This window comes from Methylomonas subterranea, assembly GCF_024505185.1.
Taxonomy (GTDB): Bacteria; Pseudomonadota; Gammaproteobacteria; order Methylococcales; family Methylomonadaceae; genus Methylomonas; species Methylomonas subterranea.
In genome coordinates this window covers 37,121-63,795 of sequence record NZ_JANIBJ010000023.1, presented here as the reverse complement: position 1 = coordinate 63,795, position 26,675 = coordinate 37,121, and the positions used below count along the sequence as shown (strand labels likewise).

Here is a 26,675-nt window from a genome sequence, read left to right as displayed (position 1 = left end):
CTGTGGGTTAAATGTCAAAAACGGATGACAAGCCCTGATTTTACTGATGTTTCCTTAGATTGGATCAAACTTGACCACGCCAATATATTCATTTTATTTCAACAGCTTACGCATTTTTACCTGAATTTCAATAAGTTGCCCTGTCAAGCATTTTTTGCGCGTTAAGCAAAATTAGTGTTTGTGCATAACCTGAAATATAAACCGCAATGTCAACCACTAAATTTAAGCCCGAGGGTAAAATTCACCAGGGCAACGGCGTGCCGTCATACTTTAGAAAGCTACCGGACTGTGCCAGAGTAAATTCGTCAATACACCGCCGCATGCCGGCAACACTCTCGTCGACATCGATTAGCGCATTTTTACCGCCCATATCGGTTCTTACCCAGCCTGGATGCAATATCAACACTGCGATGTCTTGTCGGCGCAGATCAATCGCCAAGCTTTTCATGGCCGCATTCAGCCCGGCCTTGCTGGAGCGGTATTGCAAACTGCCACCGCTGGTATTGTCCGTAATACTCCCCATGAGACTGCTGACGGAAACAATCAGCTTTTTCCGTCCCCGTTTGATTTGCGGCAGAAAAGCCTCGGCCAGTTTAACCGGCGCCATGCTGTTCACCCAAAATGCCTCCGACCAGGCCGGGTAATCCAGGCGGCCGAAGCCATTTTCGGAGACATCGCTATAGACTCCGGCATTGTTTAACAACACATCCAAGTCCAATTCGGCCAAGGAGCCGCTCAATGCATCGATTTGGGAAAAATCCGCCACATCCAGATTGTAAACCTGTAGATCCCGATGGTGCCGGGCCAAATCGTTCAATGCCTTAGCCGCGGCGGGTTGTCGGCAGGTTGCGATTACCCGCCAACCCGACTGCAGATATTGCCTGCAAAACTCCAGCCCCAAGCCGCGATTGGCCCCGGTAATCAATACCGTTTGCATGCCATCCCTCCCGCGCTCGGAAAACAGGTAATGCGAAACATTGCAAAATCATCAAAAAATAAATTACATAAAATCATTATAATCAAATAGTTATTAAATATATTTAATGTTGATTAATGGACATGGTTAAAGTGATTTGTAATGCCACATTAAGAGTTTCGCGTGAAACAAATTCAACAGAATCTATCGGACTGCTTCGGATCCATCCGATGCGTTTGCGGATTCCGACCCATCTTGCTGTTGATGCCAATAGGTCCCGCCGACCACGAATAACATCAATAACAAATACAATACCGCCGCGATGTTTTTGACACGCTTGCTACCCTGGTCGGGATTTTCATGCTGCATATACGTTCCTGTTGGTTAAAAATTCTTGCTACGGCGTTAAGTTACATCACAATCTTAAAGTCGAACGCATCAATGAGCGGATACCAATGCCCTTAGAACATCGACACGGCTGATCATGCCCACCATGGCGCCGTCTTGAAACACCGGAAAACTCCTGATCGGAGAATTTTGAAATTTGGCGGCAACGTCGACCAAGCTTTCCTCAACATCCACCACCAGCGGCGTTGGCGTCATGAACTCGCTGACCTTGCCGGTCATGCTTTGGTTATACGCAGACTCAATGACAATTTTCATGCCATCCTTTTCAGAAAAAATCCCCAGCAATTTGCCGTGACTGTCCACGACCGGCACGCTGGTGATCTTGTGATCCAACATCTTCTTGAACGCCAGAGACACTTCCGTGTCCGGACCGACCGTTACGGGATGTCTGGACATGTAATCGGCAACTGCAATTTTAGCTAGCATGGTATCACCTCATTGTGGTTATTATTGTTAGACGGAAAGCCCACGGGGCTCTCGCTCGCCCGCCGTTTTCGCCATCCTGATTATTATAAAAATCCTCACCAGTATCCAGCTTTATCGACATTTACCCGGCATTAAAATCGATTCCGCGCATACCTCGAACATCGCACACCCCCTAATCAGGCACGGAGAAAAATTTTTAAGCCTTGCCGTATTGATCGAACACGGGATTCAACTAAACTGGTGGGGCTTTTCACTTTTCAAGGATGCCTCCCATATGCCGATTCAGATGAACCAGTTGTTCGATAACATTCCCAAACTGCCGCAAATTCCGGAAGTCGTTAGAACCATCATTAACCAACTCAACGATCCCCAGGCGGAAATGCTGGACATCGCAAAAAATGTCGAAAAAGAGCAAGTCATTTCACTGAAAATTTTACGCTTGGTTAACTCCGCGCATTTTGGCTTATCGCGAAAAATCAATTCGATCGATGAAGCCACGGTCATGCTGGGGATGAATCAATTGAAGACGCTGGTCATTACGTCCGGCATTGTCTGTTCAATGCCCAAGATCGAAAACTTCGATCTGAGAAAATTCTGGAACAACTGCTTTAGAACGGCCGTTTATGCCAAATGGCTTGCCGAACAGTCAAAACTCTCGGGCGACATTGCCTATACCGCCGGCCTGATCGGCAACCTGGGCAACCTTTTGATACACATCGGATTACCCAGCGAAGCCAACGAAATCGATCAACATACTCGGGCCGGGCATTCTTCGCGCGCCACATTTGAAAGGAACTGTCTGGGTTTTACCAACCAAGATGTTTGCGCGGAATTGTGTCGACGCTGGAAGTTCGGCGACGAATTGATTGAGGCCATTCAGCATTCGGGAGAGCCCTTGACCTATCAGCAACCCTCCCCTATCGCCTGTTGCCTACATTTGGCTCAATTTATCAGCGACGCGGTTGACAAAGGACGAAACGAAGCAGACATTTTGGCGGCGCTTCCCTTAGCGATTGGCGAAAAAATCGGCTTGTCCGAGGCATTTTTCGACGCCAAGCTCGCCGAAATCACCGCGCTAAAATCCAACCTCGAAGGCTTAAACGATTAGAGCTCCGCGCTTTCCGGGAATAAATTCCCAATTTCTACTTTGTCGGATTCTCGATAGCGCTGGTCATTTCGGTAGGGCTTCCCCAGACTCCAGGGACGGAGCTAAGCTTGCCATCCATGGCACTGAATGCCCGCTCTTGTGCCCTTTTGGTATCGGTGGGTAGACGGCCTTGCTTACGTCCGACAAAGTCGGCCTATGCGTCCATCTCTCTGTCGGATGGCAAATCGGTTTCGGCCTTATCAGCTTCCGACCAGCGCCGCCGGGCAGACTCCCGCCGTTGAATTTCAGCCAGGGTCTGTTTATCTTCCATGTCAGCCTGATGCGCCAGGCGCTCAGTCATCTGCTCAGCTTCCGCTACTCTGCGGCGTGCTTCGAGCTCTTGCTGGGTGCGCAATTCAAGTTCAAAACTCATTTCCTTAAGCTGTTGCTCGTGCTCGACTTGTACCGAATGCAAGCGCCTTTCGACTTCCAGTTGCCGGGCAAGTTGTTGCTCCTTATCCTGTAACAAACGGATTTGCGCTTCGGCTTCGGCCAACTGCAACTGACGCTGCATTTCGGCCACTTGTTTCAGATGCTCCAGTTCCAACTGTTTTTCGGACAGGACCTGTTGTTCGTTCAGACGCTGTTGGCGTTGGCGTTCCAGATTTTTTTCCTGGTTTAATTCAAAGGTTTTCTTCAGCATATGCAGATAAACGCTATCCTTGCCCAACTGAACCTCGGGGAAGTCGATAAAGCTGACGCTCATCCGGCAGATAGCTTCGGCCTGAATATGCTGTTGGGTCAGGACTTCGCAAACACTAATGGCAATCCGTTTCTCATGTTCCGCTAAACCATCCCGCACCCAAGCGCCATCGGCCAGTTTATTCAACTCCTGCTGGATTTTGTCTTCGATAACGGCGGCATACAATCCTTGAATATGCGAATTGATGTCCTCCAGCACTTCCGTATTCTTTTGCACATAATTCAAGGTGGCCTGAAAGCGCAGATCCAGCGTGATATCCACCGTGCAAAAGTCGTCGAATAATTGCACCCGCCGCCGATACGGCCAGGTTTCGATAGTTAGCGGGAATAGCTGGTGATAGAAACGCTTGGTAAATTTCGGGGGGCGTAAAAACAGGCGTTGGAACGGACCAATTTTAAGCAACACCAATTGTCTGTCGGGATCGAAACCGGCAACCCAGTGTTCGGGATCCTGAAGCGCGGGCAGGAACAGATCCTCACCCGCCAACCACGCTTCCAGTTCGGCATCGGAGTTGTTCATGACGGGTCGGCCGGCAATTTAACCAGCGATTTGGCTTTAAGAGCGGCTATCTTGTCCGACATTTTTTCGGCAATCAACGGGTAAAGACTAGGGGCGAATTCGACGGTGCGCGCATCCACTTTCCTTAAAAACCCCCGGCTCAACAGCAGCCCGACCACGAACATCCGCGACCAATCCGAATAACGCCGGGCTTTTTCGAGCTCGGATTTTTCGATGACCATCTCCAGTTCGTCGTTTTGATTGATGCGAAATTCCGAAAACTGCCGCAGGCATTCGAATATCAACTCTTCTTCCTGCGCGGTCAAGGGGCCGGGCGCGGTAAATTCCAAGCGGTACGATAACAAGACGGTAAAAAAATCCACCATGGCCGCGCAAGCAAAAGCAAACCAGGAAAACCCCCGCCACATGGCGAAGGACGGCTTTACATCCTCCGCGAATTGGGTGTAGCTCATCAACATGGGCGCATCGGGCAAGCTTAAACCGGCGCTGCTGGCCAGTTGATTCACTATCAGTTGTATGTCCTGATAATTTTTCAGCATCAGGTAATAAGCTGTCTCCCGATTTTGGGCGATATCCAGCTCGCCCAAACTGGCTTGCAGCTGACGAATCTTGCTGTCCAATTCCAGAAAAGCCTGTTCCCGGAGCTGAAAGGCCTGCTTTTTCTCCTGATAAATCTGATTGTAATGCCGCCAGAAAGGCCCCTCTCCGACCTGATTTTTATAAGCGGGGGCAATTTGATCGTGGGTACCGAAATAGGCCCGCGAAACATCGGCCGAGGCCCGCTCCAGAGCCTGTTGATGTTTTTGCAGCAATTGACCTTTTTGCTCGAGTACGTTGGCAAGATAGGTTTTGATGTCCAGCCTGATCCGCTGCACCCTATCGATGTGCAGGGTTTCCCGTTCGGAAATTTCGTAGAATTTGAAATACGAAAACGTAATCGATGCCGTCACGGCAATGCAAAGCGAGGCCAGCACGGAAAAGTACCGGGTTCGATTGGCGGCCCAGTGTATCCCGGCCATTTCCAGCGAACAAATCACAATGATCGATTGAATGGCGATGGTGATGATCAGCGCAATCCAGGGAGTAATAAAATGCGACAAGCCGTAATAAGTGGTAAAGCCGGACGACACGCTCAGCATCAACACAATTGGAATCGTCCAGATGCGCAGCATGCTGACAAATAATGTCTGGATACGATTGATAAGGTAACCCAACCCGGACGGGCGGGGTTTTAATGTCGAATCATTCATTCAGCGAAAAATGGCTAAAAAACCCCGAGTTTAACTCATACTCAGGTAACGCTCACCCGTATCGTGAATAATGGTGACCACGGTCTTGCCGGCGCCCAGTTGGGCCGCAACCCGCAGGGCCGCGCAAACACTGGCGCCGGAGGAAATGCCGGCCATGATGCCCTCCTCGCGTATCAGTCGCTTGCGCACCGCGAAGGCCTCTTCGGTAGAGACCAGTTCAATGCCGTCAATTAAATCGAGATCGAGATTTTTGGGAATGAAGCCGGCGCCAATGCCTTGAATCTTATGCGGGCCATGGCTGCCACCGGAAATGACTGGCGATTCGGTCGGCTCCACGGCAATGGCCTTGAAATTGGGATTACGATTTTTGATCACGTCAGCAACCCCGGAAATCGTACCGCCCGTCCCCACCCCGCAGACAAAGGCATCGATTTGCCCATCCGTCCCCGACCAGATTTCCTGGGCCGTGGTCTGTCTATGCACCTCGGGATTGGCGGGATTTTCGAATTGCTGCGGCATGAAAGCGCCGGTTTCCGCCGCGATGCGCAGGGCTTTGTCGATTGCCCCCTTCATACCCTCGCCAGCGGGCGTCAAGACTATCTCGGCACCGTATAGCGCCAACAAATGCCGTCTTTCGACCGACATGGTTTCCGGCATCACCAAAGTGCAGCGATAACCGCGGGCGGCCGCTATCATGGCCAAGGCAATTCCGGTATTGCCGGAGGTCGGTTCGACAATAGCGCCCCCGGCTTTCAACAGGCCGGATTTTTCAGCCGCCTGAAGCATGGCTTGAGCAATGCGGTCCTTAACAGAACCGCCGGGATTTCTGGATTCCAGCTTAACCAGCACGGTGGCGGAATCGTCGGCCGGGAGTCTTTGCAGTTTGACTAAGGGGGTATTACCAATCAATTGTGTAATGTTGATTGCCTTAGTCATAGCAAGATACCTGTTATTTATCGATCTTAAACGCCAAAAAGACCGGGCTGCCGTTGCGTTGAATCAACATGGCAATCGATTTGTCCACCGGCAGTTTAGCAACGATTTTATTAAAATCGGCAACATCTTTTACCGGCGCATTTTGCACCCGCAAAATCACATCGCCCGGTTGAATGCCGGCATCCAACGCGATGCCCTTGCCGACTTTTTGCACCAGCACACCGTATTTTTCAACCTGTAGTTGCTGACGCTGATCTTCGGTCAAATCCGCCACCGCCAAGCCTAGCCTGTTTACCATGGTTTCCGGCATGGAACCCTGGCTTAACTGTACGGCCTGAGCCGGCAACAAACCGACTTTTACCGACAACTCTTCCTTGTCGCCCTGGCGGATGATCTTAAGCGCGGCTTTTTCATCGACGGGAGTCATGCCGACGATGGGCGGCAATTCGCCGGAGGTTTCTATGATGTGTCCGTCGAACTCCACGATGATGTCGCCAACCTGCAACCCGGCTTTCTCTGCAGGCCCGCCCGGTATGACTTTGGCGACCAAGGCGCCATGCGGTCTGTCCATGCCGAAGGATTCGGCCAACTGGCGCGTCACATCCTGAATTTGTACGCCCAGCCAACCCCGGGATACCTTACCCTTGAGCTTGATCTGTTCGGCGACGTTCATGGCCACATCGATGGGAATAGCAAAGGACAGGCCCATATAACCGCCGGAACGGCTGTAAATTTGCGAGTTGATGCCCACAACCTGGCCCCGCATGCTGAACAAGGGGCCGCCGGAATTGCCGGGATTGATCGCCACATCCGTTTGTATGAAGGGGACATAATTACCGTCCGGCAGGCTACGGCCCTTGGCGCTGACGATACCCGCGGTCACCGATTGTTCAAACCCGAACGGCGTGCCAATGGCAAGTACCCATTCGCCGACCTGTAATTGCTCCGGCGAGCCGATCTGTACCACCGGCAAATCCTTGGCATCCACTTTCAGCAGCGCCACATCGGTGCTTTCATCGGAACCCACCAGTTTCGCCAGCAGTTCGCGGCGGTCTTTCAACTTAACCACGATCTCCGAGGCGTTGTTCACCACGTGATGGTTGGTCAAGATATAACCGTCCTTGGAAATAATGAACCCAGAACCCAGGGAATTGGTTTCCTTGGGTACATAACCGCGGCCGGGGCCTTGAAAGAAATGCCTAAAAAAATCCTCCAGTTCGGGCGGTATATCCTGTGGAATCTGCTGCTGATCGGAATCCATCTGCATATCCGGCGCCTTTTGGGTAGTACTAATGTTGACCACCGCGTCGCCATTGTTTTTGACCATTTCGGTAAAATCCGGCAGTTGCGCGAAAGCCAGCGATGTCAGCAAAAGCCATAACCATACGCTATTTACAAATTTATTGACCATGAATTCTCCATTCATATATTTCATACTTAAAAGTGGATAATGTTTCAACGCAACGATACGCTTTTGGCAACCAGTTCCACGGTTTGCAGCGGGACTTCACCCAACGCGGTGACTTGCAGGTCGTCTATCACCCGGCTGTAGGAATTAACCGGTCCCAGTGTGCGCAAGCCTTCGATACTTTTTTCACCCTTGGCTTCAAAATAGATCGATACGCTGGAAAAACCGTCACTGATCAACAAATGATCCACGGTTTTTTTAGACTGCTGCATGGTATTGCGGATGAAAAAAATTTTTTCAAATCCCGCCGGCCATTTTTTTAACTCAAATGGGGATTTTTCGAAGGCTTCGGCTTGCGAAACATGTTGATGGGAATCGTCCTCCGCTTCGGCCGCCGTAAGAGCCGCATCGGATGGCGCGGCCGAATCTTCCAGATTCAACTCGGTAAACAGGACTTGCTCCAGCGTTTTACCATCCTGGCCGTAAACTTCCACTTTCAGCGGCAAAAGACTGGTGGTATCTATCCACAGTTTACGCGCATAGCGCAAATCGTCCTTGGGTAAAATCGCAATCACCTGCGCGGGGCGCATGGCGATCATTTCCTGGCCGGCCACGGCAAACAGATACTGATCGTGCAAACGTTCGGGCTTCAGCGGCAGGTTGACGATGAAGGATCGATCTATCGGATGATGAGTTTCGACTTTCTGTTGACTTTCCTTGTACAAACAACTGATCTCATTGGAATGGCGGGTCACTTCCCGTAGCGGGGAATTCAGCGAGCTCAAGCGTTCGGTTTCCACGCCGTTCTCGAATGTGTGCCGGTACTTCATGGTGTCGATCTGACCATGTTTCATGAATACCACGGTACCGTGGTAATTCATGTTCTTCATCGCATGGTTGACCTTTTGCAACCATTGCTGACCGTCTAAAGCCTGATCGTCATTTGCAAATGCGCGGGATATTAAAAGCAGGAAAACAAATAAAAATCGCATCGACAAACTTATCTGGATTGGTAACTGGCCAAGCGGGCGTAGGATTTGACTCCGGCATTATTGTTAACGTACCAAACATTGTCGTGAGCTTGTAAATATTCCTTGAACTGGGCATTCATTTGCTCCGCCGGGCTCTGCTCCGCCGCCGCGGTAGTAGTGGCTTGCGCCAGCGTCTGGACCTGATTGTGCATTTTTCCGGCATAAAAACCCACCACGGCCAACAGCAGTGACGCCGCCACCGCCAAGGAGGTCTTTTTAAACTGATCGTCGGATTTTTTCCGCTGCATCAAATAGACCGGTTCCGATTTCAATTGCTGTTTGACCTTATCGGCAAAATCCAAATCAGCGACCGCGGCTTGTTCGCCCTTCAAGGCCTGACTGATCAGGGCATAACGTTGCAGTTTGGCTTGCAGCGCGGGATCGTGCCTAACCGACTTTAACAACTGTACGGATTGCGGCTTGTCGAGTTGATCGTCAACCAGTAATGAGAGTTTTTCAAATTGTTGTGCTTGCATGGTAATACCTTTAACCGAGCAATGGGTTTAGTTTTTCGTCTATGGCCTCTCGGGCCCTGAATATCCGGGAGCGCACGGTGCCGATAGGGCAATCCATGGCTTCGGCAATCTCTTCGTAGCTCATGCCTTCGAACTCCCTCAGAGTAATGGCAATGCGCATTTCCTCCGGCAACTTTTCTATGGCCGACTTGATTACGCTGATAATCTGGTCGTTCATCAATTGATGCTCCGGGGTTTCAATGTCTTTCAACTGCGGCGCGTTCTCGATTTGTTCGGCATCCTGCATATCGACTTCGTAATCGGAATGCCGTCTGGAACGCGACAACAGGTAATTTTTGGCGGTATTGATCGCTATTCGATAAAGCCAGGTGTAAAAAGCGCTATCCCCCCTAAAATCGCCCAAGGCCTTGTATGCTTTGATAAAGGAATCCTGCGCCACATCCTGTGCTTCACTGGGATCTTTAACATACCGGTTTACCAGATGCACTATCCTGTGTTGATACTTGATAACGAGAAGATCGAAGGCCGCTTTATCGCCTTGCTGGACTCTTCGCACCAAGTCCTGATCTAAATCTTCGGAGAGCCTTGTTGATTCGTTCACTGAACTTTTACGGTTGTGGGATGGACAGAATTAAACATCATTAGTTCTGGCAATACAAAAAAAATTACCGCCGCTTTAAAACAAGTTATGATTTTCAGCCAGCGTCATAAAACCTTCACACTCCAAAACAGACCACCTTGACAGCGCATTCCAACCTACATTACGACATATTGATCGCCGGCAGCGGCGGCGCCGGTCTCAGTCTGGCATTGCATCTGGCCGACACTTACCGGATCGCGGTACTGGCCAAATTCGCACTGACCGAGTGCAGTACCTATTATGCCCAAGGCGGCATATCGGCGGTGTTCGACGATGAGTACGATTCCATAGAATCGCACATCGAAGACACCCTGATTGCCGGTGCCGGCCTTTGCGATCCGGAAATCGTGCAACTCACCGTCTCCAAGGGCCGCGAGAGCATAGAATGGCTGCGGGCCCAAGGCGTCAATTTTACCGAGGAAAAAAGCCTGGACGGCAGCCGACAATTGCATTTAAACCGCGAGGGCGGCCATTCCCATCGTCGCATCGTGCATACCGACGACGCCACCGGCAAAGCCGTTTCGCTGTCGCTGATCGAACGCGCCCAACGACACCCCAACATCGACTTGTTGGAACATCACAATGTGGTCGAACTGATAACCGCCGAGAAACTGGAGTTGTCCCCGCAACGCATCTGCGGCGCATACGTGTTGGACAGCAAGGCCGACACCATCAAAACCATTGCCGCCAAGGTGGTGGTACTGGCCACCGGCGGCGCCAACAAAGTCTACCTGTATTCCACCAACCCGCACATTTCCAGCGGCGACGGTATAGCATTGGCTTGGCGGGCCGGCTGCCGGGTAGGCAACATGGAATTCATGCAATTCCACCCCACCTGTCTTTACCATCCGTCGGCGCGCTCGTTTTTGATCAGCGAAGCGGTGCGCGGCGAAGGCGGCCATTTGATCCTGCCTAACGGCGAACGCTTCATGCGCCGCTATGACGAACGCATGGAACTGGCGCCGCGCGACATCGTCGCTCGCGCCATCGACAGCGAAATCAAGAAACACGGCATCGATTGCGTGTATCTGGATATCAGCCATAAACCCAAGGAATTCATCCAAAAACACTTCCCGACCATTTACAGCCAATGCCTGGAAGTGGACATAGACATCAGCAAGCAGCCGATTCCGGTGGTACCCGCCGCCCATTACACCTGCGGCGGCGTGATGACGGACCGGGACGCCAGGACAGACATCCCCGGCCTGTACGCCATCGGCGAAGTGGCCTGTACCGGCTTGCACGGCGCCAACCGCATGGCCAGCAACTCGCTGCTGGAGTGTCTGGTGTTCGCCGAACAGGCCAACCAGGACATCCGCCGCCGATTCGCGCATCTGCCGGAACCGCCATCGTTGCCGGCCTGGGATGAATCTCAGGTCAGCGATTCGGACGAAGAAGTGGTGATAGCCCACAACTGGGACGAACTGCGCCGCTTCATGTGGGACTACGTCGGCATCGTCCGCACCAATAAACGCCTGGAACGGGCAATGAACCGCCTGGTACTGCTGAAAGACGAAATCAGCGACTACTACGGCAAATTCCGTATCAGCAGCGATTTGCTGGAATTACGTAATCTGGTCATCGTTGCCGAATTGATCATCCGTAGCGCCCAGCAACGCAAGGAAAGCCGCGGCCTGCATTTCACCAAGGACTACCCCGCCTTGGACGACAGCCGGCCGCCGCAAAATACCGTGCTGGTGCCGGCACCCAGGTCGGCAAAATGACGCGACGCCTTCAAACCGTGCTTTTGCGGCCGAGTTGCCAAATTCGCTTCATATAGCCCCAAACGGGCGCTGACACATAAGGTTTGACAAACTGCACGCAGAACAGGCGCCATCGCTGTAAAAACATCCAGCGGTACAGCGGGAGCCCCGCATAATTGTCGAAACAGTTTATGCAAGCATATTGATTCGTCAGAATTTCAAGGTTATTCATCCTCGGCAGATAAGCCAAGACATTCCCGTCGGCCGAATCGTCCGCCACTTTGTCCGGATGTTGGTAATATTGCCCATGCAGAAAATAACCGCGAATTTTATCCGCCGGATCGTCGCCGATAAATTTCGGATATTCGACCCAAACATTCGGCCGCATATCCGCCTCGATGTAATAGCGTTTTTGATCGATATCGGAAACGATGCAGGTAATATTGACGAAGCCGTCGGCTCCCAGCGCCGCGCCAAGCCGATTCAGTTCTTCACTCACCCTCGCATCCACTTGGCTTGACCGGTAATAGCGCCTCAACTTGCTGGGACCGAAAGCTCCGCCGACAAAATCCAATTGCTCGGCACAACCGAACTGCACCAGTTTTCCGTTCCGAAAAAATCCGCTCAGATCGAATGACCGGCCGGGGATTTTTCGTTGCAACAGAACCGGATAAACCGGCGAGCTTTCAAGTATTTGGCCGAGTTGCGCCCTGTCGCCGCAATCAAATACTCCAATGCCGCCACCCGAACTATCGGTTTTGACCAGCAATGGAAAACCCATGCGTTCGGCCCGCCCCTTCAACTCATCGGCGGTTTCGGCAACTGCAAAATCAGGCGTGTCGATGGCGTTTTTTTGCAACACTCTCGATAAACCGATCTTGCTGTATAGGTGGGCAAAGTCCTCGGTTTGCAATACTGGCAACAGTTTGACCTTGTCCTCGGGCGACAACCCGGAATTTACAATGGCCTTGAGAGTAAGGTCGTCCGCGACGACGACCAAATCGAAACCGGACTCGGCCTGCTTGGCGGCATTCGCAATCATTTCATCCGGATCGCCGACCACGGTCAACTCCGCAATATATGCCACCCACGCCATGGACTTCACCGTGCTCAGCACATGTACGCGCAAGCCCGCCCTGTGCAACAGGGCGGGCAACGACAACATGTTGAAGAAGGCGGTTCCGATGACCAGCGCTTTCATTCGATATAGTTCTCGGCTGACGGATCGACGGCTTGCCATGTGCCGACCGAACCTTGCTCGACCCTTATGTAACCGTCCACGGCATGGCGAATGTCATAATAATGGTGGGTGACGATGACGACCGTCAACTGTCCCTTCAACGCCCGAATCGCCTCGAAAATCAGCTGTTGATTGTCGCTGTCCAGCGCGCTGGTGGCCTCATCCAGAACCAGCAACTCCGGTTGCCGCAGCAATGCCCGCGCCAATGCCAGACGCTGTTTTTCGCCGCCGGACAACCGTACGCCGCGCTCGCCAACCCAGGTATCCAATCCTTTCGGCAAATTACGGACAAAATCGCCGGCGGCGGCTTGTTCCAGCGCGCGCCAGAATGCCGTATCGGCCATATCGTTAGCGCCCCAATTCAAATTGTCGCGCACGCTGCCATCAAAGATCGCGCAATCCTGCGGCACATAAGCCAACATGCGCCGCCAACCCGCCTGCGAATGCAGTAGCTCGCCGTCCACGGCAATGCTTCCGCAATCCGGCCTTTGCAAACCGCTGAGCAAATCCAGAAATGTGGTTTTACCCGACCCCGACGGGCCGGTAACCACGGTGGTCTTTCGGGCCGGAATAAACAGCGCCGGTACTGAGCAAACTTGCCGGCTTTGCGGATGACTGTAACGGACATTGTTGAAGACGATGCCGTCGCGCAAAGTCCGCGCGGCCTTGTTATCGTCGAGGCTTTCGCGTTGCTCCCGACAGGCATCCAACCAATACAGCCAGTTATCGAAGGCCGGCAGCATATTCCAAATCTGCTGAAAGCCCACATGTACCTTGGCAACCTGAGGCAGCAGGCGGGCGAATACCGCGATCAATACCAACAGGGTTTCCGGCGGACTATGCAACCACACTATGGACACATAGGTCAGAACCGCCAAAGCCAGCGCGCCTACCAAACGATAAACAGATTGCAACCGGCTTCTGATGACGTAAAACGCTTGCAGGTGTCCGCTAAGATCAGCCATGACATTGGAAAACCGCTGCATATAACCCTCAGCCTCGCCATGGATTTTGATCAATTTCAAGCCGCCCATGAATTCCTGAACGTCGTTGGACAAATTTTTATTGGCTCGACTGATCTCTATACCGTTTTGTCGGGAGGCCCGGCTGGAGGAACGTAATCCCCACCACATCAAAACACCCATCAGCATGGCCATGACCGAAATAACCGGCGACATGGCAAAGGCGACCGTAAAATACACCGGAAATATGACCAGTTGACTGATTAACTGCAGGAAAAACAGGCAACCGATACCGACCCGCTGTAAATCGTTGGTGAGGACACTGACGAATTCGCTGCTGTGGTGCAGGGCTAAAAACCGCCAGCGCGATTCGGCCAGCGCGCGGAACAAGGCCATCCGCATATGATCGACAAAACGCAGTTGTAAAATCGGCGAATGCTGTTCGCGGTAAGTCACCAACAACGACTGCAAGCCGATCAGACCGAAGAATGCGCACAACATCGCCAGCAGGCGCTGGTCGGCCGGCAAAGCCCGCAGCCATTCGGCCAAATAAGCCGGCATGGCCCAGGCATCCGGCGCGGGTAAATTGTCGTCCCGAAACTGATGAATCTGTTTCAACAAAGGCAACAATGCCATGAATCCGATGCCTTCGAAAGCGGCGGCGGCAATGTTCAGCAACAGGTTATAGCTCAGGGAAACCGCGTCGAATTGCCACAATGCGCGCAAGAACCGGGTCAGGGATGAATTAATGATCATGCTGCTAAAATGGCTTAAAATACGTGCGCTTTCAATGAACCGCGCTGAAATCCGACTCGCCCATGCACCTGCGCAAACCCAAGCTCTTGCTACGTAAATTCAGGGCACTGCGGCGCCGGCACTGGCGGGAGACGCTTTGGTTGGGCCCGGCCTTCTGCCTGTTGGGCATCATGAGAGCCATTTTGTTGCTCGTGCCGTTTGGAAACATAGCGCGATATCTGGGCCGACACCTTGAAAACGTGGGCGTAATTCCGCTGGCCGGCGCCCAACAAGTCATGCGCGCCGAACATATCGGTAGCGCCATCCGAACCGCCGCCAATTACACGCCGTGGGAATCGAAATGTCTGGCGCAAGCCATGACGGCGCGCGTCATACTGGGTATCAACGGCATTCCATACGCGCTGTTTTTAGGCATAAACAAGCAAAACCCGACCGAAATGAAGGCCCATGCCTGGGTGCGGGTGGACCGGGTGCCGGTTACCGGCGGCGACGGGTTTGCGGAGTTTACCGTGGTAAGTACTTTTGTCGCCGCCGATACCTTTGCCGGCCAAGCGTTTTAAACGGAAAAACCAAAGCGCTTAAACCACCCGCAGCATGCGTTTTTCCTGCATTTGCCGCAACAGGACCAAGACCTCGCCCTCGCAACGCTCCTTGTCGACATCGTAGCGCCGCAGCAAATCCGCGCACAGATCGGCCACCCGAATCGGCTCGACCAGAAGTTGCCAGATGTCGCTGGCAATGGCATTCAAACCGTAGTATTCGCCGCTTTCCAGATCGATCATCACCCACTCGTTGTCGACCTGACTGCCCGTCAGCCGTTCGGAGCGGGCCACGCGGGTTTCCAGGGTCAAAATTTGTTTATCGTCCATTCCTGTTATCTCATCATCTATCAACTTTACGATCATAAAGGCATCGTATCAGCCATCTCATCAAACAGAAGCCGCCAAGCAACTTTATACGACAATATCGGCCATGGCCGTCAAGCCTGGAAGTCGGCTTCCAGGCGTTCCATCAATTGCGCCACGCCGGTCTCGGCACCCTCGCGGGGTCTGCGTATCGCCACCACCCTGACCCGATTGGCCAAGCTAACCAGTTGCTGAAAATGTATCCGGTGCAAGCCCATGCGCTTTAAGGTCAGGTTCTGCCAGGTATGATCCAATAAGGCGTGAAACTTGGCGGCGTTGCGCAAGACCTCGAAAGCTATCTCCGGCCTATCGTGCACCTCCAACTGATAGATGGTGTGCAAGGGCAGGCTGTCGGCAACCTGATACCCGGCGGCGGCCGGAACGATGAATTTATCCAATTGCTCCCGCACGCGCGGCAGCACAGCGGTTGCCACTCCCAAGGCCCGGGCGCTGTCCGCCCACAATTTGAACAAGGGCACGCCGGGAAACACCCGAGGTGCCACATCGCCATCCAGACAAATGGACGCCAAATCGTCGCAAATCATCGGATAACCGCGCTTGACCAAGGCGGCCAGCGAAGTGGATTTACCCACGCCGGAGTGACCGACAAACAATCTGGCGCCTTGCGGCGTGGCGACTCCGCTGCCGTGCAAGGGCAACCTCCCCCGCTGATGCAGGACAAAAGCCGCTACCGCCCCCATCAGGATCAACTTCATCATCTGCATATCGCCGCCGGCTTCCGGATCCACCCTCACCCGCCGGCCCCCGCAAACCTGAAAAGTGGCAACGCCTTCCAACTTGAAAATCACCCCGTCGGCACTAATACGGCTGAATCGTCCCTGATTTTCAGGATCGGCCGCCACGGCGGGCAGTTCGGCCAATTCGACGACCACATCCGCCATGCAGGCGTCGTTTACCGGCGCGAAGTTTGGAAATTCGAATGGAATGTGCCAGCGCAACCCGAAGGCATGATGGGTGGCAAACTTGACCGAGTTTTGGTCCGTAACGGAAATAGCAGGCACGTAAGGGAAAAACGGGATTGGATGAATTGGGATATTTCGGTCGTTTCCGCGTAATCAACGCGGAAACTGCCTTCGATTTAATTAATCACGTGCAAGGACTTGAAGCATCGCAAAGTGCCTCGGTAGCCACGCCGATCTGTATGCTTTTCAGTTCAGGTGTATGCCAACTGCCGAGCGAAATCGGCGTTTGCGGTCCATCGACCTGTTCGGTTTCAATCACTGTATTTTCATCATCCAACAACTTGAATCTCCTGTGTACTTAGGCGCGCAACCCGGTGCCCGGACCACCTCGTAAACCGCCGGACATCAGGTTGGGCAATTGGAACCCGTGCAAACCGGTGCCGGTACCTCGGTAATTTTGCTAATCACCAAACATTGCATCTCCGGCGTCCGCCAAGCCCGATTGCCAGCCTCCGCAAGCTTTTGCTCGGCCGACTCAGTCTTTTCCCGCAATTTTTTTTCGTCGTAGACCATACATTCCCCCCTTTCGGATCAACCATAAAAACATCATTGAACTGAATCAACGTAAGGCTCATGAAACCGGCGCGATGATGGCCTTGCGAATCGCGACTGTGCGTCGCTCCTACCATGACTTTCAGAGTAACGCTCATGAAGGCTAGGCATCGCCCCGGCAGATGAAAGTCAACAGCGTTATGTCGTTAGTATTTTGGGCGGTTGCCGCGTGACTTTCAGAGTAAATACCGCCGATTCGCCCTCTCATTCTATCTAAAAAGGCTCGCCGGCAACATCGGCGAACCATTGCTCAACCTACCGGCAACGGCCCGGAACCGGATACATCGGGGATTTCGGTTGCGGAATTGATTGCCAAAATTTCAATTTCAGGATCGATCCAGGTCAATTTCGGGACATTGTCGGCCGGTGCTTGACTGATTTTTTCGTTATGTGCCATGTTGTCGGAATTTTGCACGCTAAAGACTCCTGATTATTCGATCTGCACATCGCCGCTGATCAACACCTCGTCGGTGTCGCGATTGACCATCAAAACCTTCATTGCCGGAGGCAACCAACTCAATTTCCCGTTAGAGTCGATAAGCTTATCGCCGGCATGACCGCATTCGGCGCGCGAATCGTTCTGGATCTGGATATTCATCGTTAAACCGGAACGAAGTAACCGTAACGCTAAATGGGCGTAGGCCCGGAAGTCGGCCCCACCTCGGTACCGGGATTCACGGCCAGAACCGCGATTCCCGGCGCGTTCCAAACCTGCTTGACCGATTCGAGGTCCGAACCGGCCGTTTGATCCTCGACACCGACTGTTTTTGGCTCGCTTTGCTTATCCACCCTACACTCTCGCTGAATTATTACAAATCGGCTGCGTCGCCGAGTGGCGGATGCTAACACAAACCTTTAATCCCGCCAAATTGCGCGGGAATCGGTTACGACTCCAGCCAGCGCTTGAGCAATGTCGCTCTTTGCATTTCCGCGCGTTGCCGGCGCGCGCCGAATAGCAACATCACTATTTTGCCGGCATGATCGCCTATCATGCGCCGCCAATGCCTGACATATAGGCCGTAAAGGTCGGCATGCGGATATTGTTCCCTCAACAGGGAGACGATCACCTCGCGCGGCGGACACAATCGAGCAGCCAAAAGACGCAGCCTTTGCCGCCAGCCGCCCTGCTCCAACAGGCGCACGATATTGGGAGTCAGGGCGTCGCGATAGTTCTGACCTTGAAAAATCGCCGCCAGCGCCGCCTCGACAACTGCCGCATCCACCCGCGCGGGATGCAATGCCCGCATGACCGGCCCGGGCGGATTGGCACCCAGATATACACGCGCCAGTTCCAGCGTCAGCCAGACGCCGCGCTGCCAACCCAAGGTTTGCGCCGAACTTACAAAATCGTCCCAATCGATGGCGCGCGGCGGATGCTCGATCAGTCGGGCCGCATCCAACAGCGCCCTGGGACCAACATACAAAAAGCCGTGGTGCATGGCGGTATGAAAACAGAGATAAAGCAAATGATCCTCAAGACATAAACTCTGGCAAGGCAAGCCGGCGACCGAAGCGGTTTCGGCCCGCCGCCACAGCCGGGCTTCGTCAATCGGCGTTTCTTCGCCGGGGCGGGTAAACGACCAATGAATGTCGAAACAGGCTTTATCGCCGGCATACAGCGGCAACTCGTTTTGCGCCCGCAGCAGATCGGCCATATCCGCCGCGGCCACGGGCGCGGTCAGATTCAGCTGGCGGGCAACAGCCATAAACTTCGGCATATCCTTGGGATGCAGCATTAAATCGATATCGCCGCTGTTGCGCGCCTTCAGATCGCCATATACGACTTCGGTCAGCCACAAGCCCTTCAACAGCAGCACCGGCAATCCCGCGTCCCGGCAGGCGGCCAACATTTTATGCAGTTGATGCTGCTGCCCCAGGTTATGTACCAGTACCGAACGCACGGCTTCCGCCAGCCGAGTCAGGCAGTCGGCCGGCGGCAATGCACCGGCTCGGGTGTCGGCCAGCAGATGATGCTGTAACTGATGGGCCAAGCGAAAATGAATGGCTTCGTCGACCAAGTTACGCCAGTCTGCCGGCGATAGGGAGGTCAACTGGTCAAGAGTCGGCCTGTTCGGGTCGACATGCAGAATGTCGAGCAACAATTGGCGGAAGCGCGGATTCATGCGCATGTGGTCCCGAGCGCCTGCGCGCGTGACAAACCGCCGACAGCCATCCCCAACCTAGGCCTATTGTTCCAGGGTATCGGGCTGGGTTTCCTCGGGCACCAGGTAAATCGAGGATAGCTTGCGACGGAATTCGTCGGTGATCAGTTGCGCATCCTGGCGACTGTTGACGACGCGTGGTGTCAACAAGACAACCAGCTCGGTTTTGTCCTTGTTACGGGTGGTACTCCCAAACAGAGGGCCTAACAAGGGAATTTCATGCAACAACGGAACGCCAAAACGGTTGTAGTCGCTAGACTCCCTGATCATTCCTCCCAACACTATCGTTTCGCCGCTCTGCACGACGACGCTGGTCTCGATTTCCCGCTTGGCGATAGTTGGGTTAAGCGGGGTAGCTTCAGACGTTTTGACATCATTTGAGCTTTGCAGAATCTCCATTAACACCAAGCCACCCGCATTTACCCGGGGCCTTAAGGATAAATTGATACCGGTGTCCATCATTTGTATGGAACTGGTAACGCCGGGATTGTTTGTAACACCGCTGGTTACCGACCCCGTTTGCACGGGAACAGAGTCGCCGACCTTGATCGAAGCCTCCTGGTTATTCAATACCATCAACGAAGGCGACGAAATGATATTGATATTATCCTTGGTGGCTTCCGCATGTAATATGGCGTTGATATTCTTCGAGGCGAAGGCATAAGAAAAACCGCCGGTTGCCACGCCGGTGGCGATACTGGTGAAATCAACACCCTGATCGACACCGCCACCGGAAATCGCGCTGTGCCCTTTGTTTAGATACCATTCAATGCCATATTGAAGATCATTTTTCAGATCGACTTCTACGATGGTTGCTTCAATTAGCACTTGTAGCGGCAGCACATCCAGCTGTTTCAAAACCCGATAAATTTTTGCGTACTCCTCCGAGTTGGCCAAAATCACTAGAGCGTTGTTACCTTCATCGGGAATGATCTTGACGTTTGCCATGCCGGAATTGTTGTTAACCCCGCCACTGCCGAAAGCATTGCTGGAAATCGAATTAACACCGCTAGTGCTGCCTTGACTTCTATCGCCCAGAGTTCTGTCCATAATGCCGCCGCTAGAACCGCTGCCAGAGCCTAAGCTGGAACTTGAAGCACTACTGGAGCTACCCGTTGATCCGCTGCCTCCCGTAACGCCGGCGGTTCTGTTACTGGCCGAGCTGGAACGGCGCCCCGAGGCTATGGACGCCGAACGCCCGCTGCGCACAGTGCCGGTACCGAAAATATTACTCAGAGTATCCGCCAAGGCTGCCGCGCTGACATGCTGAGCCCGATAGACATTGACGCCTCCGCTGGCTTCCGGATTGGTTCTGTCCAGCCGAAACACCCAGCTCTCGATATCCTGCAGATATCGGGCATTGTGGGTGATGGCCAGCACGGCGTTCATGCGCTCGATTTCGATAAATCTGAAAAAACTGTTTTCTTCGGCTTTTTCAGCAGTGGATTTACGGCCGAAAATCTGCTGCAACTCTTCGATGATCTTGCCGGCATCGACGTGGGCCGGCGTGAACAAGGCAAACGAACGCCCCCGCAACACATCGGTGTCGAAAGTACGCACCACATCCATAATCCGGTTCAATTCGCCGGCCGAACCGGACACCAGCAGAATGTTCCGGTTGGGATCGGCGAACAACTGCGACTTTTCCGGCAACAGCGGTTTCAAGATCTCGGCGATTTCGCCGGCCGCCACATTGTGCACCGGAATCACCCGGGTCTGATAACCGGACGGCAGACTGGAGGTTCCCAGCGATTTAAAGGAACTGCCGTACATGGCTTCATTGGACGGCTTGATCAGATACATGCCGGATTCGATCACCAAGGCCGCGTTATTGACGCTCAACAGCATCTCCAGGGTCGGAATCAAATCGTCCTTGCTCAAGGGTTGGGTGGTCTGCAAGGTCACCTTGCCGGTCACTTGCGGACTCAGGGTGTAGTTTTTGCCCAGGATGTCGCTGAGTATCACCTTGGCGACTTCCCCCAAATCCGCGTCGTCGAAATTCAAGCTGTATTCGCCCTTGCCGCCGGTTTTGGGCGCGGCGGTCAAGCCCTTGCCGGTATTGATGCTGGACTCGGTATTGGGAAACACTTCCACCTTGGCGGTTTTAGCCTGGTTGTCGTCATGTTCCGCCACGGCGAATTGATCGTCGCTGATCGGCGCCGCTTGCGGCAGCGGCATTTTCTGATGCAGTTGCGGACCGATATATTCACAGCCCGTCATCGACAAGGCCAGCGCCAGAACTGTCGGCGCTTTACTGGATTTCACTGTCATTATTGATATTCTCTACGGAATTGTTATTAATCGGCACGGATGGAATTTTGGGTTTTGCCGGAACCGGCGGTCTTTTCGGCATCTGAGGCGGGGGATTTTGCTCCCTCGGCTTCCTGAGCATAATGGATTTTTGCTGGCCGCCCTGTTGCAAAAGCACCCGGTCATCCAGAATCCGCATCAGTTGCCAACCGGTTATCATTTGGGTTTCGTTGAGTTTTAAGAATGTTTTGGCTTCGTTGCGCTTTCTGAACAACGCCATTTTTCGATTATCCTTGCTGTAGATCCCGATCAACAGCCAATCGTCCAACTGGCTGTTGTCGGCGGCCTCGGTTTCCTCCACGACTTGTTCCGGAAGCGGTTTTCGCCCCTCTATAAACAGGGGACGCTCAACGATGGCATTAAAATGCTCGCCGAACGGCTGGGTCTGCTTCAAGGCGGGCATGGCTTCGGCTTGATATTCGCTTGGAACATCCTTATCCAGAATGGCTTGCAGCTCGGCGCGACTGGCTTCGCCGATGCCCCACTCGACCAGTATCAGCAGACTCAGGCAGCCGCAAGCGATGAGTTGCCATTTTACCAAGCGGCTATTCATGAGTTGGACTCCTCAGAAAACTGACGACCTGAAAGCTGATATTCAGCTGATCGCTGGGCTCGATTTTGTTGGTTTTGCGGTTACGCGCGCCCCGCACCGGATTGATGTCCAATTGATCGACGATCAGAACCGGCACGGCGCTTTCTATGCCGCGCAACACCCCAACCAGGGCTTCCATGCTGCCGGTCATGCGCACTTTCACCGCCACCCGGAAAAAGCCGTCGCCCGCCTTGCCCGGCAGGCCTTGGGTGCTGGTCAACTGGCCGCCGGCATCGGCCACGGCGGTTTTGACGATGTTTTGCAATTCGGCGGATGCCAAGGCTTCCGTGGTACTGGTACTAAAATAGCCCTGTTCCGCTACTTGCTGCTTGATCGCTTCCAAGGCATCCGCCACCTGGGCTTCCCGGCCGGCTATGGTTTGTTGACGTTGCAACTGAAACAACAAATCGTTTTTTTGTTCGCGATAACTCAAGCCCGCACTGATCAATGGCAGGAACACCGCAAACACGCTGGCGGACACCACCAACAGCAATAAACCGACAGCCAGCCAGCGCTGCAGACGCGGATCATTCATTGCCGACCTCTCCGCCGCTTTCCAGCGGCTCCTGTTCGCCCGGCTGATTTTCAGGCGCGGGAGTCGCGTCACGGTCGACTGCCTCTTCATTCGGTTCATCCGGCCCGGCGGGTGGCATGCTGACGGTCATGCTGATCTGAAAACGTTCGCGGCCGGTGGTTTTATCCTGCGTCAACGGGGAAACGAAGCTGACAGCGCTGAAAAAATCGGAACTCTCCAGCATACTGATCAAGGCCGAGGCGGCCGGCGATTGGCCCTGAATCTGCATCTGGTTTTCCGAAAAATGCAAATTGGTCAACCAGGTGTCTTCATTGAGCAGGCGACTCAATTCATTTAATACCGCCAACAGCGCCGGCGATTGCTGCTTGATATCGATCAACTTTTGCGTCTCCAGACGCAGGGCGTCGATTTCGCCTTGCTGTTCATCGACCACCCGATTTTGCTTTTGCAGTTGCCGGATACGCGTTTGCAGGCTATCGACCGCCTGCCCTTCCCGCCAAACCGGCAAGGCCATCGCCGCCAACATCAACAGGGCCAGACCGACGCCCGGCAGCCATTGCAGGGATCGGCTCCAGCCGCTCTCTTGATGGCGAAAGCGCTCCGGCAACAAATTATAGGCGTTATGCACATGCGAAAACTCGGCGGCGACCGGCGCATAATCGACTTTATGCGGCTTGGCGCCCAACAGGGTCAGATTGGTCAGGGCTTCGTCCACGCCCAACTTGGGGGCCGCAATCAACAACACCCGCAGCTGGGCGTACTCGGTTGCGCCCAATGGCACCAAGGCAAAATAAACCTGTTCGGCGTTAAACGGCGTATAGCGATCCAATTCAAACCCGACCACTTGCCGCAAATTCTCCTGGGCTGCCATGGGCAGGTAAAGCAGCTTGTGCAAGGCCAGTTCAGTCGGCAGGCGCAACACGAAATCGGCTTTTTCCAGCGCCGGATATTGGGTTTTGAGTTGTTGAAAGCTGTTTGTCTGGTTTAAATCGATATGGCATTGCAAAATGAGGTTTTCCTCATCGTCCACCAGCCTGACTTCGAAACCCTGAGCCGTAGGGGTAAACACCGCGCTGCCGTGACGCTGGCGCAGGCGCTGCCGCAAACCCTTCGGCACTAAAAATGCCAGTTCGCCGCTCCACCAGTTGAAAAATTTCTTTACATCAAAATCTATCGTCGTATCTAAATTCATCTTGAATCGTAATGACGGAATATTCCATGGTTGGGTTAAATAACGACGACGTAATCAGGTTTGCTTTCCAGTCCAAGGTTTCAAAGGCCGTCGCACTATCGCCGCCTTGAGATTGCACCACCGCCTCCAGCCCGGCATGCGCGTCTTGGCCCATTTCAACATCAACACTAATAGTATAGGTTTGATTATCGCCCGCAAAGCCTCCCCCGACATCGGCCGAACCGCCCATGCCGTTTAACGCCATGTCCTGAACGTTGCGATCCTTCAGATCGGCCGCCAATATTCCCAACAATTCCGGCGTGGCCTGGCGGGGATCGACCTCGGCCGCCGATGAATAAACGGTAATGTAGGGTCGAATGGCCTCGAAAATGGCTTCATTCATCCCCAACACCAACTGCAATTCCTCCAGGCTCTGAAACGGGCCATTGCCGGGGCCGTATGACAAGCCGGCCAGTTTATACTGGCGTTTCTCGGCGCCTTGGGTGCGGGTATCGTCATCGGCGTCCCGCCAATCCAAAATTGCATTCAGCAAATGCTGGCGTTGCCAATCGTCCGGCAGCACAGATTTTAAAACCGCCTCCAACTGCGCGTCGTTGGAGGTATTGATATCGACCTTGCCGGCTTCCGAAAAAATACGTATCCGCATCCGACTGTCAGGGCGGATGACTTGGTAAATCGCTCCATTGCCTCGCCAGCGTTGTTCCGGGTCGTCCGAAAGCAGATTGAATTCCGCCAGGCGTATACCGCTTTCCGCCATGGCCGAAGCACTGGCATTGGCCGTTATGGCGTGGCTGATACTGCTTTCGCGGCGCATGCCGATGGCAAAACTACCGGCCATCAAAGTCAGCAAGGTCAAGATCCAGATCACGATAACCAGAGCCAGACCGCGCTGCCGGCCGACCGGCTTCGGCGCGCGCCTACTGTTGGTCGGCATCGGCATTGCTCAGGCCTTCGTCGGCAAGAATCTGGGCATTGGCCGCCCGGCTGATTTTCAAATCGAAAACCATATCCGGCCAATAGCTGCCATCCTGTAAAGCTATGGACACTTTTATCAGGCTGGGCAAACGGTCGGGCACCAACCACTCCTGTTGCCAGCGGGGTTCGTCGAACTCCTCGATTTTGCCGAAATAGGCAAACCGCAAATCGGCAACGCGCTCCAGCAGCACCTCCGGCTTGTCCGGCGCCCGGTCGGCGTCCGTCAAGCGATAAGGCGTCAATGTCACCCTGACCATCGCGCCGGCCGGATCCAGCACTACATTGAAAATCTGCAAACCCTTGCGCGCCGAACTCGCCGGCAAGCCCGCCACGAAGGTCAGGTTTTGCGCAAAGCCCTGAAAAACCTGCGCGCCGTCTGGAATGGCATCCTGGGCCGAATTCATCACCGGCATGGGCCGAATCGACGTTAAATGCCGTTTGAAAAACTGATAAACCACGGCTTTTTGATTCACCGAGGCCATTTTGTTCTCGCCGGCGTTCCAGCTTTCGGCGGCAATCCGCAAGCAGCTGAACAACAAAACCACCATTACGCCCAACAACGTCATGGCAATCAACACTTCAATCAGGGTAAAACCATGACGGCCCGCTAGTCTCACTGCGCGGGCTCCCGCCATATTTTCAAGCCGTCCAATCTTACGCTACGCTGCTTGTCCGCCGCGTCACCCCAACGCACCCTTACGCTGACCACCATCAATTTATGCTCGGGCCGGACAGCCTGGTTTTGCGCCGACTGAAAACGCGCGCGTGCCGCAACCGGTTCCGGCACGGGAGAGATTCCGACCGTCCAGGCGTATTTATCGCCTTCCAGGCCGGACAACTCGCCCTCCCGCAAGGGCGTTTCCACCCCGGTACGCGCCATCAGGGATTCGGCTATCTGTACCGCCAGATTGTATTCCTCGGAAATGACCGCTGTGTTAACGCCGGCCCCGAATATGCGCAACACTATGGTCAGCGCCACCGCCATGATGGCGAATGCCACCAATATCTCCAGCAGGGAAAAGCCCTTAAGCCGCCGCATCATGTATTGCCACCGCGCCGGTAATCCAGTTCACATCGATGCGCCGCAGTTGCGTGCCCCATTCCAGGGTAATGCGGCCGCCGGTTGACGAGCCGTCGCCGAAAAAACGGATACCGGCCCGCCCCCCTTCGGCGAATTCTTCTTCGGCCACGGTAACCGAAATCGCGATTTCGCGATCCAAGCGATAAATTTTGCCGCGATCGCCGATCGAATAACTGTTGTCGTCCAGATTGACGGTAACGGCAATCGGTTGCCGGGATATCAAGGCCTGACCGTGCGCATAACGCAAGGCGGAGGCGATATCCCGCGCGGCGGCCTGAATACGGGTGCTTTGATTACCGGACGAAATGTTGCTACCGACCACCGCAAAACCCAGCACGCTGACCAACAGGACGATGATCAGCTCCAGTAGCGTAAAGCCCCGTTGGGTATTGTTAAAGCCAGCCGGGATGGCGGCAATCGGCACGGCGGTTTATTCCCAACTGTTGATGTCCTGATCCTCGCCCTCGCCGCCTTCTTTTTCGTCCGCGCCATAGCTGAATAAATCGAAACTACCGTGTTGGCCGGGAAAGACATAATGGTAGTCGTTCATCCAAGGGTCCTGCGGCACCTTTTCCTTGCGCAGATAAGGACCGTTCCAGCGTCTGGCGTCGTTGGGCTTTCGAATCAGCGCCTCCAAACCTTGTTGTTGCGTGGGATAACGCCCTTCGTCCAGCTTGTACATATCCAGCGCCGCGGACAAATCCTCTATCTGCACCCTGGCGGCCTTGGTTTTGGACGCCCCCATGTGCTTCATGACCTGCGGGCCGACGATGCCGGCCAGCAAGGCAATAATTCCCAATACCACCAGCAGTTCCAATAAGGTAAAACCGCTTTGGCGGCGAGATGTGTGTTGCATGATTGCGCCTC

29 protein-coding genes are annotated in these 26,675 nt (G+C 53.8%); 3 read left to right on the top strand and 26 right to left on the bottom strand.

Features of this window, described 5'->3' with window-relative positions; genetic code table 11:
* Positions 1-241: 241 nt before the first annotated feature.
* Positions 242-937, bottom strand: coding sequence for an SDR family oxidoreductase (locus tag NP590_RS13170; protein WP_256602941.1), 696 nt, complete (start codon positions 935-937; stop codon positions 242-244).
* Positions 938-1,354: 417 nt separating this feature from the next.
* On the bottom strand, positions 1,355-1,750 hold the full coding sequence (locus NP590_RS13165; RefSeq protein ID WP_256602940.1) for a CBS domain-containing protein: 396 nt from the start codon (positions 1,748-1,750) through the stop codon (positions 1,355-1,357).
* 274 nt (positions 1,751-2,024) lie between these two features.
* Here NP590_RS13165 and NP590_RS13160 point away from each other — a divergent pair, with 274 nt between their 5' ends.
* The gene (locus NP590_RS13160) at positions 2,025-2,858 is read left to right on the top strand and encodes an HDOD domain-containing protein (protein WP_256602939.1); all 834 of its coding nucleotides are present in this window, start codon (positions 2,025-2,027) and stop codon (positions 2,856-2,858) included.
* 193 nt (positions 2,859-3,051) lie between these two features.
* Here the strand turns inward: NP590_RS13160 and NP590_RS13155 are convergent, their stop codons facing one another.
* The 7 genes from NP590_RS13155 to rpoE are packed head-to-tail and all read right to left on the bottom strand — an operon-like array spanning position 3,052 to position 9,821.
* The gene (locus tag NP590_RS13155) at positions 3,052-4,119 is read right to left on the bottom strand and encodes a hypothetical protein (RefSeq protein ID WP_256602938.1); all 1,068 of its coding nucleotides are present in this window, start codon (positions 4,117-4,119) and stop codon (positions 3,052-3,054) included.
* Entirely contained in the window at positions 4,116-5,369 is a 1,254-nt protein-coding gene (locus NP590_RS13150) for a hypothetical protein (RefSeq protein ID WP_256602937.1), read from the bottom strand. The genes NP590_RS13155 and NP590_RS13150 overlap by 4 nt, the downstream gene beginning before the upstream one ends.
* 30 nt (positions 5,370-5,399) lie before the next feature.
* Complete coding sequence (gene cysK, locus NP590_RS13145; protein WP_256602936.1) at positions 5,400-6,305, bottom strand: cysteine synthase A; 906 nt, start codon at positions 6,303-6,305, stop codon at positions 5,400-5,402.
* A 13-nt stretch (positions 6,306-6,318) separates the two neighbouring features.
* Positions 6,319-7,716 carry a DegQ family serine endoprotease gene (locus tag NP590_RS13140; RefSeq protein ID WP_256602935.1) on the bottom strand — a complete coding sequence of 466 codons (1,398 nt, stop codon included), beginning with the start codon at positions 7,714-7,716 and terminating at the stop codon, positions 6,319-6,321.
* A 44-nt stretch (positions 7,717-7,760) separates the two neighbouring features.
* Positions 7,761-8,705: a MucB/RseB C-terminal domain-containing protein gene (locus NP590_RS13135; protein ID WP_256602934.1), complete on the bottom strand. Its 945-nt coding sequence runs from the start codon at positions 8,703-8,705 to the stop codon at positions 7,761-7,763.
* Positions 8,706-8,713: 8 nt separating this feature from the next.
* Complete coding sequence (locus NP590_RS13130; protein ID WP_256602932.1) at positions 8,714-9,220, bottom strand: sigma-E factor negative regulatory protein; 507 nt, start codon at positions 9,218-9,220, stop codon at positions 8,714-8,716.
* Positions 9,221-9,230: 10 nt separating this feature from the next.
* Positions 9,231-9,821, bottom strand: coding sequence for an RNA polymerase sigma factor RpoE (gene rpoE, locus NP590_RS13125; RefSeq protein WP_256602931.1), 591 nt, complete (start codon positions 9,819-9,821; stop codon positions 9,231-9,233).
* Positions 9,822-9,958: 137 nt separating this feature from the next.
* On the opposite strand from rpoE, the gene nadB reads away from it, so the two are divergent.
* On the top strand, positions 9,959-11,584 hold the full coding sequence (gene nadB, locus NP590_RS13120) for an L-aspartate oxidase (protein WP_256602930.1): 1,626 nt from the start codon (positions 9,959-9,961) through the stop codon (positions 11,582-11,584).
* Between the two features lie 10 nt (positions 11,585-11,594).
* Here the strand turns inward: nadB and NP590_RS13115 are convergent, their stop codons facing one another.
* Positions 11,595-12,764, bottom strand: a complete 1,170-nt coding sequence (locus tag NP590_RS13115; protein ID WP_256602929.1) for an ATP-grasp domain-containing protein — start codon at positions 12,762-12,764, stop codon at positions 11,595-11,597.
* Positions 12,761-14,521 (bottom strand): ABC transporter ATP-binding protein, encoded by a 1,761-nt coding sequence (locus NP590_RS13110; RefSeq protein ID WP_256602928.1) that lies wholly within the window; start codon positions 14,519-14,521, stop codon positions 12,761-12,763. The genes NP590_RS13115 and NP590_RS13110 overlap by 4 nt, the downstream gene beginning before the upstream one ends.
* A 62-nt stretch (positions 14,522-14,583) precedes the next feature.
* Between NP590_RS13110 and NP590_RS13105 the strand changes: the two genes are divergently transcribed.
* Entirely contained in the window at positions 14,584-15,081 is a 498-nt protein-coding gene (locus tag NP590_RS13105; protein ID WP_256602927.1) for a lasso peptide biosynthesis B2 protein, read from the top strand.
* An 18-nt stretch (positions 15,082-15,099) separates the two neighbouring features.
* On the opposite strand, the gene NP590_RS13100 is transcribed toward NP590_RS13105, so the two are convergent.
* The 15 genes from NP590_RS13100 to gspG all read right to left on the bottom strand — a co-directional run bounded on the left by NP590_RS13100 (position 15,100) and on the right by gspG (position 26,664).
* On the bottom strand, positions 15,100-15,390 hold the full coding sequence (locus NP590_RS13100) for a PqqD family protein (protein ID WP_256602925.1): 291 nt from the start codon (positions 15,388-15,390) through the stop codon (positions 15,100-15,102).
* 110 nt (positions 15,391-15,500) lie between these two features.
* Positions 15,501-16,448, bottom strand: coding sequence for a phosphoenolpyruvate carboxykinase (ATP) (locus NP590_RS13095; protein ID WP_256602924.1), 948 nt, complete (start codon positions 16,446-16,448; stop codon positions 15,501-15,503).
* Between the two features lie 85 nt (positions 16,449-16,533).
* Positions 16,534-16,689, bottom strand: a complete 156-nt coding sequence (locus tag NP590_RS13090; RefSeq protein WP_256602923.1) for a hypothetical protein — start codon at positions 16,687-16,689, stop codon at positions 16,534-16,536.
* Between the two features lie 522 nt (positions 16,690-17,211).
* Complete coding sequence (locus NP590_RS13085) at positions 17,212-17,376, bottom strand: hypothetical protein (protein ID WP_256602922.1); 165 nt, start codon at positions 17,374-17,376, stop codon at positions 17,212-17,214.
* A gap of 15 nt (positions 17,377-17,391) precedes the next feature.
* Positions 17,392-17,559 (bottom strand): hypothetical protein, encoded by a 168-nt coding sequence (locus tag NP590_RS13080; RefSeq protein ID WP_256602921.1) that lies wholly within the window; start codon positions 17,557-17,559, stop codon positions 17,392-17,394.
* A 286-nt stretch (positions 17,560-17,845) separates the two neighbouring features.
* The gene (locus NP590_RS13075; protein WP_256602920.1) at positions 17,846-19,084 is read right to left on the bottom strand and encodes a nucleotidyltransferase domain-containing protein; all 1,239 of its coding nucleotides are present in this window, start codon (positions 19,082-19,084) and stop codon (positions 17,846-17,848) included.
* A 63-nt stretch (positions 19,085-19,147) separates the two neighbouring features.
* Entirely contained in the window at positions 19,148-21,394 is a 2,247-nt protein-coding gene (gspD, locus tag NP590_RS13070) for a type II secretion system secretin GspD (RefSeq protein WP_256602918.1), read from the bottom strand.
* Complete coding sequence (locus NP590_RS13065; RefSeq protein ID WP_256602916.1) at positions 21,375-21,986, bottom strand: hypothetical protein; 612 nt, start codon at positions 21,984-21,986, stop codon at positions 21,375-21,377. The genes gspD and NP590_RS13065 overlap by 20 nt, the downstream gene beginning before the upstream one ends.
* Positions 21,979-22,560: a type II secretion system protein GspM gene (gspM, locus tag NP590_RS13060; protein ID WP_256602915.1), complete on the bottom strand. Its 582-nt coding sequence runs from the start codon at positions 22,558-22,560 to the stop codon at positions 21,979-21,981. Before gspM ends, NP590_RS13065 begins: the two co-directional genes overlap by 8 nt.
* Positions 22,553-23,752 carry a PilN domain-containing protein gene (locus tag NP590_RS13055; RefSeq protein ID WP_256602913.1) on the bottom strand — a complete coding sequence of 400 codons (1,200 nt, stop codon included), beginning with the start codon at positions 23,750-23,752 and terminating at the stop codon, positions 22,553-22,555. The genes gspM and NP590_RS13055 overlap by 8 nt, the downstream gene beginning before the upstream one ends.
* On the bottom strand, positions 23,724-24,686 hold the full coding sequence (locus tag NP590_RS13050; protein ID WP_256602912.1) for a type II secretion system minor pseudopilin: 963 nt from the start codon (positions 24,684-24,686) through the stop codon (positions 23,724-23,726). Before NP590_RS13050 ends, NP590_RS13055 begins: the two co-directional genes overlap by 29 nt.
* Entirely contained in the window at positions 24,670-25,344 is a 675-nt protein-coding gene (locus tag NP590_RS13045) for a prepilin-type N-terminal cleavage/methylation domain-containing protein (protein WP_256602911.1), read from the bottom strand. Before NP590_RS13045 ends, NP590_RS13050 begins: the two co-directional genes overlap by 17 nt.
* The gene (locus tag NP590_RS13040) at positions 25,341-25,769 is read right to left on the bottom strand and encodes a type IV pilus modification PilV family protein (RefSeq protein ID WP_371927304.1); all 429 of its coding nucleotides are present in this window, start codon (positions 25,767-25,769) and stop codon (positions 25,341-25,343) included. The genes NP590_RS13045 and NP590_RS13040 overlap by 4 nt, the downstream gene beginning before the upstream one ends.
* Positions 25,753-26,232, bottom strand: a complete 480-nt coding sequence (locus NP590_RS13035) for a GspH/FimT family protein (protein WP_256602907.1) — start codon at positions 26,230-26,232, stop codon at positions 25,753-25,755. Before NP590_RS13035 ends, NP590_RS13040 begins: the two co-directional genes overlap by 17 nt.
* Before the next feature lie 6 nt (positions 26,233-26,238).
* Positions 26,239-26,664 carry a type II secretion system major pseudopilin GspG gene (gspG, locus tag NP590_RS13030; protein ID WP_256602904.1) on the bottom strand — a complete coding sequence of 142 codons (426 nt, stop codon included), beginning with the start codon at positions 26,662-26,664 and terminating at the stop codon, positions 26,239-26,241.
* Positions 26,665-26,675: the final 11 nt, after the last annotated feature.

Bases quoted from the DNA above. Each gene is read 5' to 3' on its own strand.
- NP590_RS13150 (WP_256602937.1), bottom strand. From the start codon at position 5,369: ATGAATGATTCGACATTAAAACCCCGCCCGTCCGGGTTGGGTTACCTT.
- NP590_RS13040 (WP_371927304.1), bottom strand. From the start codon at position 25,769: ATGATGCGGCGGCTTAAGGGCTTTTCCCTGCTGGAGATATTGGTGGCA.
- NP590_RS13170 (WP_256602941.1), bottom strand. From the start codon at position 937: ATGCAAACGGTATTGATTACCGGGGCCAATCGCGGCTTGGGGCTGGAG.
- NP590_RS13080 (WP_256602921.1), bottom strand. From the start codon at position 17,559: ATGAATATCCAGATCCAGAACGATTCGCGCGCCGAATGCGGTCATGCC.
- NP590_RS13160 (WP_256602939.1), top strand. From the start codon at position 2,025: ATGCCGATTCAGATGAACCAGTTGTTCGATAACATTCCCAAACTGCCG.
- NP590_RS13130 (WP_256602932.1), bottom strand. From the start codon at position 9,220: ATGCAAGCACAACAATTTGAAAAACTCTCATTACTGGTTGACGATCAA.
- NP590_RS13140 (WP_256602935.1), bottom strand. From the start codon at position 7,716: ATGGTCAATAAATTTGTAAATAGCGTATGGTTATGGCTTTTGCTGACA.
- NP590_RS13165 (WP_256602940.1), bottom strand. From the start codon at position 1,750: ATGCTAGCTAAAATTGCAGTTGCCGATTACATGTCCAGACATCCCGTA.
- cysK (WP_256602936.1), bottom strand. From the start codon at position 6,305: ATGACTAAGGCAATCAACATTACACAATTGATTGGTAATACCCCCTTA.
- NP590_RS13050 (WP_256602912.1), bottom strand. From the start codon at position 24,686: ATGCCGACCAACAGTAGGCGCGCGCCGAAGCCGGTCGGCCGGCAGCGC.
- gspM (WP_256602915.1), bottom strand. From the start codon at position 22,560: ATGAATGATCCGCGTCTGCAGCGCTGGCTGGCTGTCGGTTTATTGCTG.
- NP590_RS13065 (WP_256602916.1), bottom strand. From the start codon at position 21,986: ATGAATAGCCGCTTGGTAAAATGGCAACTCATCGCTTGCGGCTGCCTG.
- NP590_RS13115 (WP_256602929.1), bottom strand. From the start codon at position 12,764: ATGAAAGCGCTGGTCATCGGAACCGCCTTCTTCAACATGTTGTCGTTG.
- gspD (WP_256602918.1), bottom strand. From the start codon at position 21,394: ATGACAGTGAAATCCAGTAAAGCGCCGACAGTTCTGGCGCTGGCCTTG.
- NP590_RS13105 (WP_256602927.1), top strand. From the start codon at position 14,584: ATGCACCTGCGCAAACCCAAGCTCTTGCTACGTAAATTCAGGGCACTG.
- NP590_RS13075 (WP_256602920.1), bottom strand. From the start codon at position 19,084: ATGAATCCGCGCTTCCGCCAATTGTTGCTCGACATTCTGCATGTCGAC.
- NP590_RS13155 (WP_256602938.1), bottom strand. From the start codon at position 4,119: ATGAACAACTCCGATGCCGAACTGGAAGCGTGGTTGGCGGGTGAGGAT.
- NP590_RS13100 (WP_256602925.1), bottom strand. From the start codon at position 15,390: ATGGACGATAAACAAATTTTGACCCTGGAAACCCGCGTGGCCCGCTCC.
- NP590_RS13055 (WP_256602913.1), bottom strand. From the start codon at position 23,752: ATGAATTTAGATACGACGATAGATTTTGATGTAAAGAAATTTTTCAAC.
- gspG (WP_256602904.1), bottom strand. From the start codon at position 26,664: ATGCAACACACATCTCGCCGCCAAAGCGGTTTTACCTTATTGGAACTG.
- NP590_RS13135 (WP_256602934.1), bottom strand. From the start codon at position 8,705: ATGCGATTTTTATTTGTTTTCCTGCTTTTAATATCCCGCGCATTTGCA.
- NP590_RS13110 (WP_256602928.1), bottom strand. From the start codon at position 14,521: ATGATCATTAATTCATCCCTGACCCGGTTCTTGCGCGCATTGTGGCAA.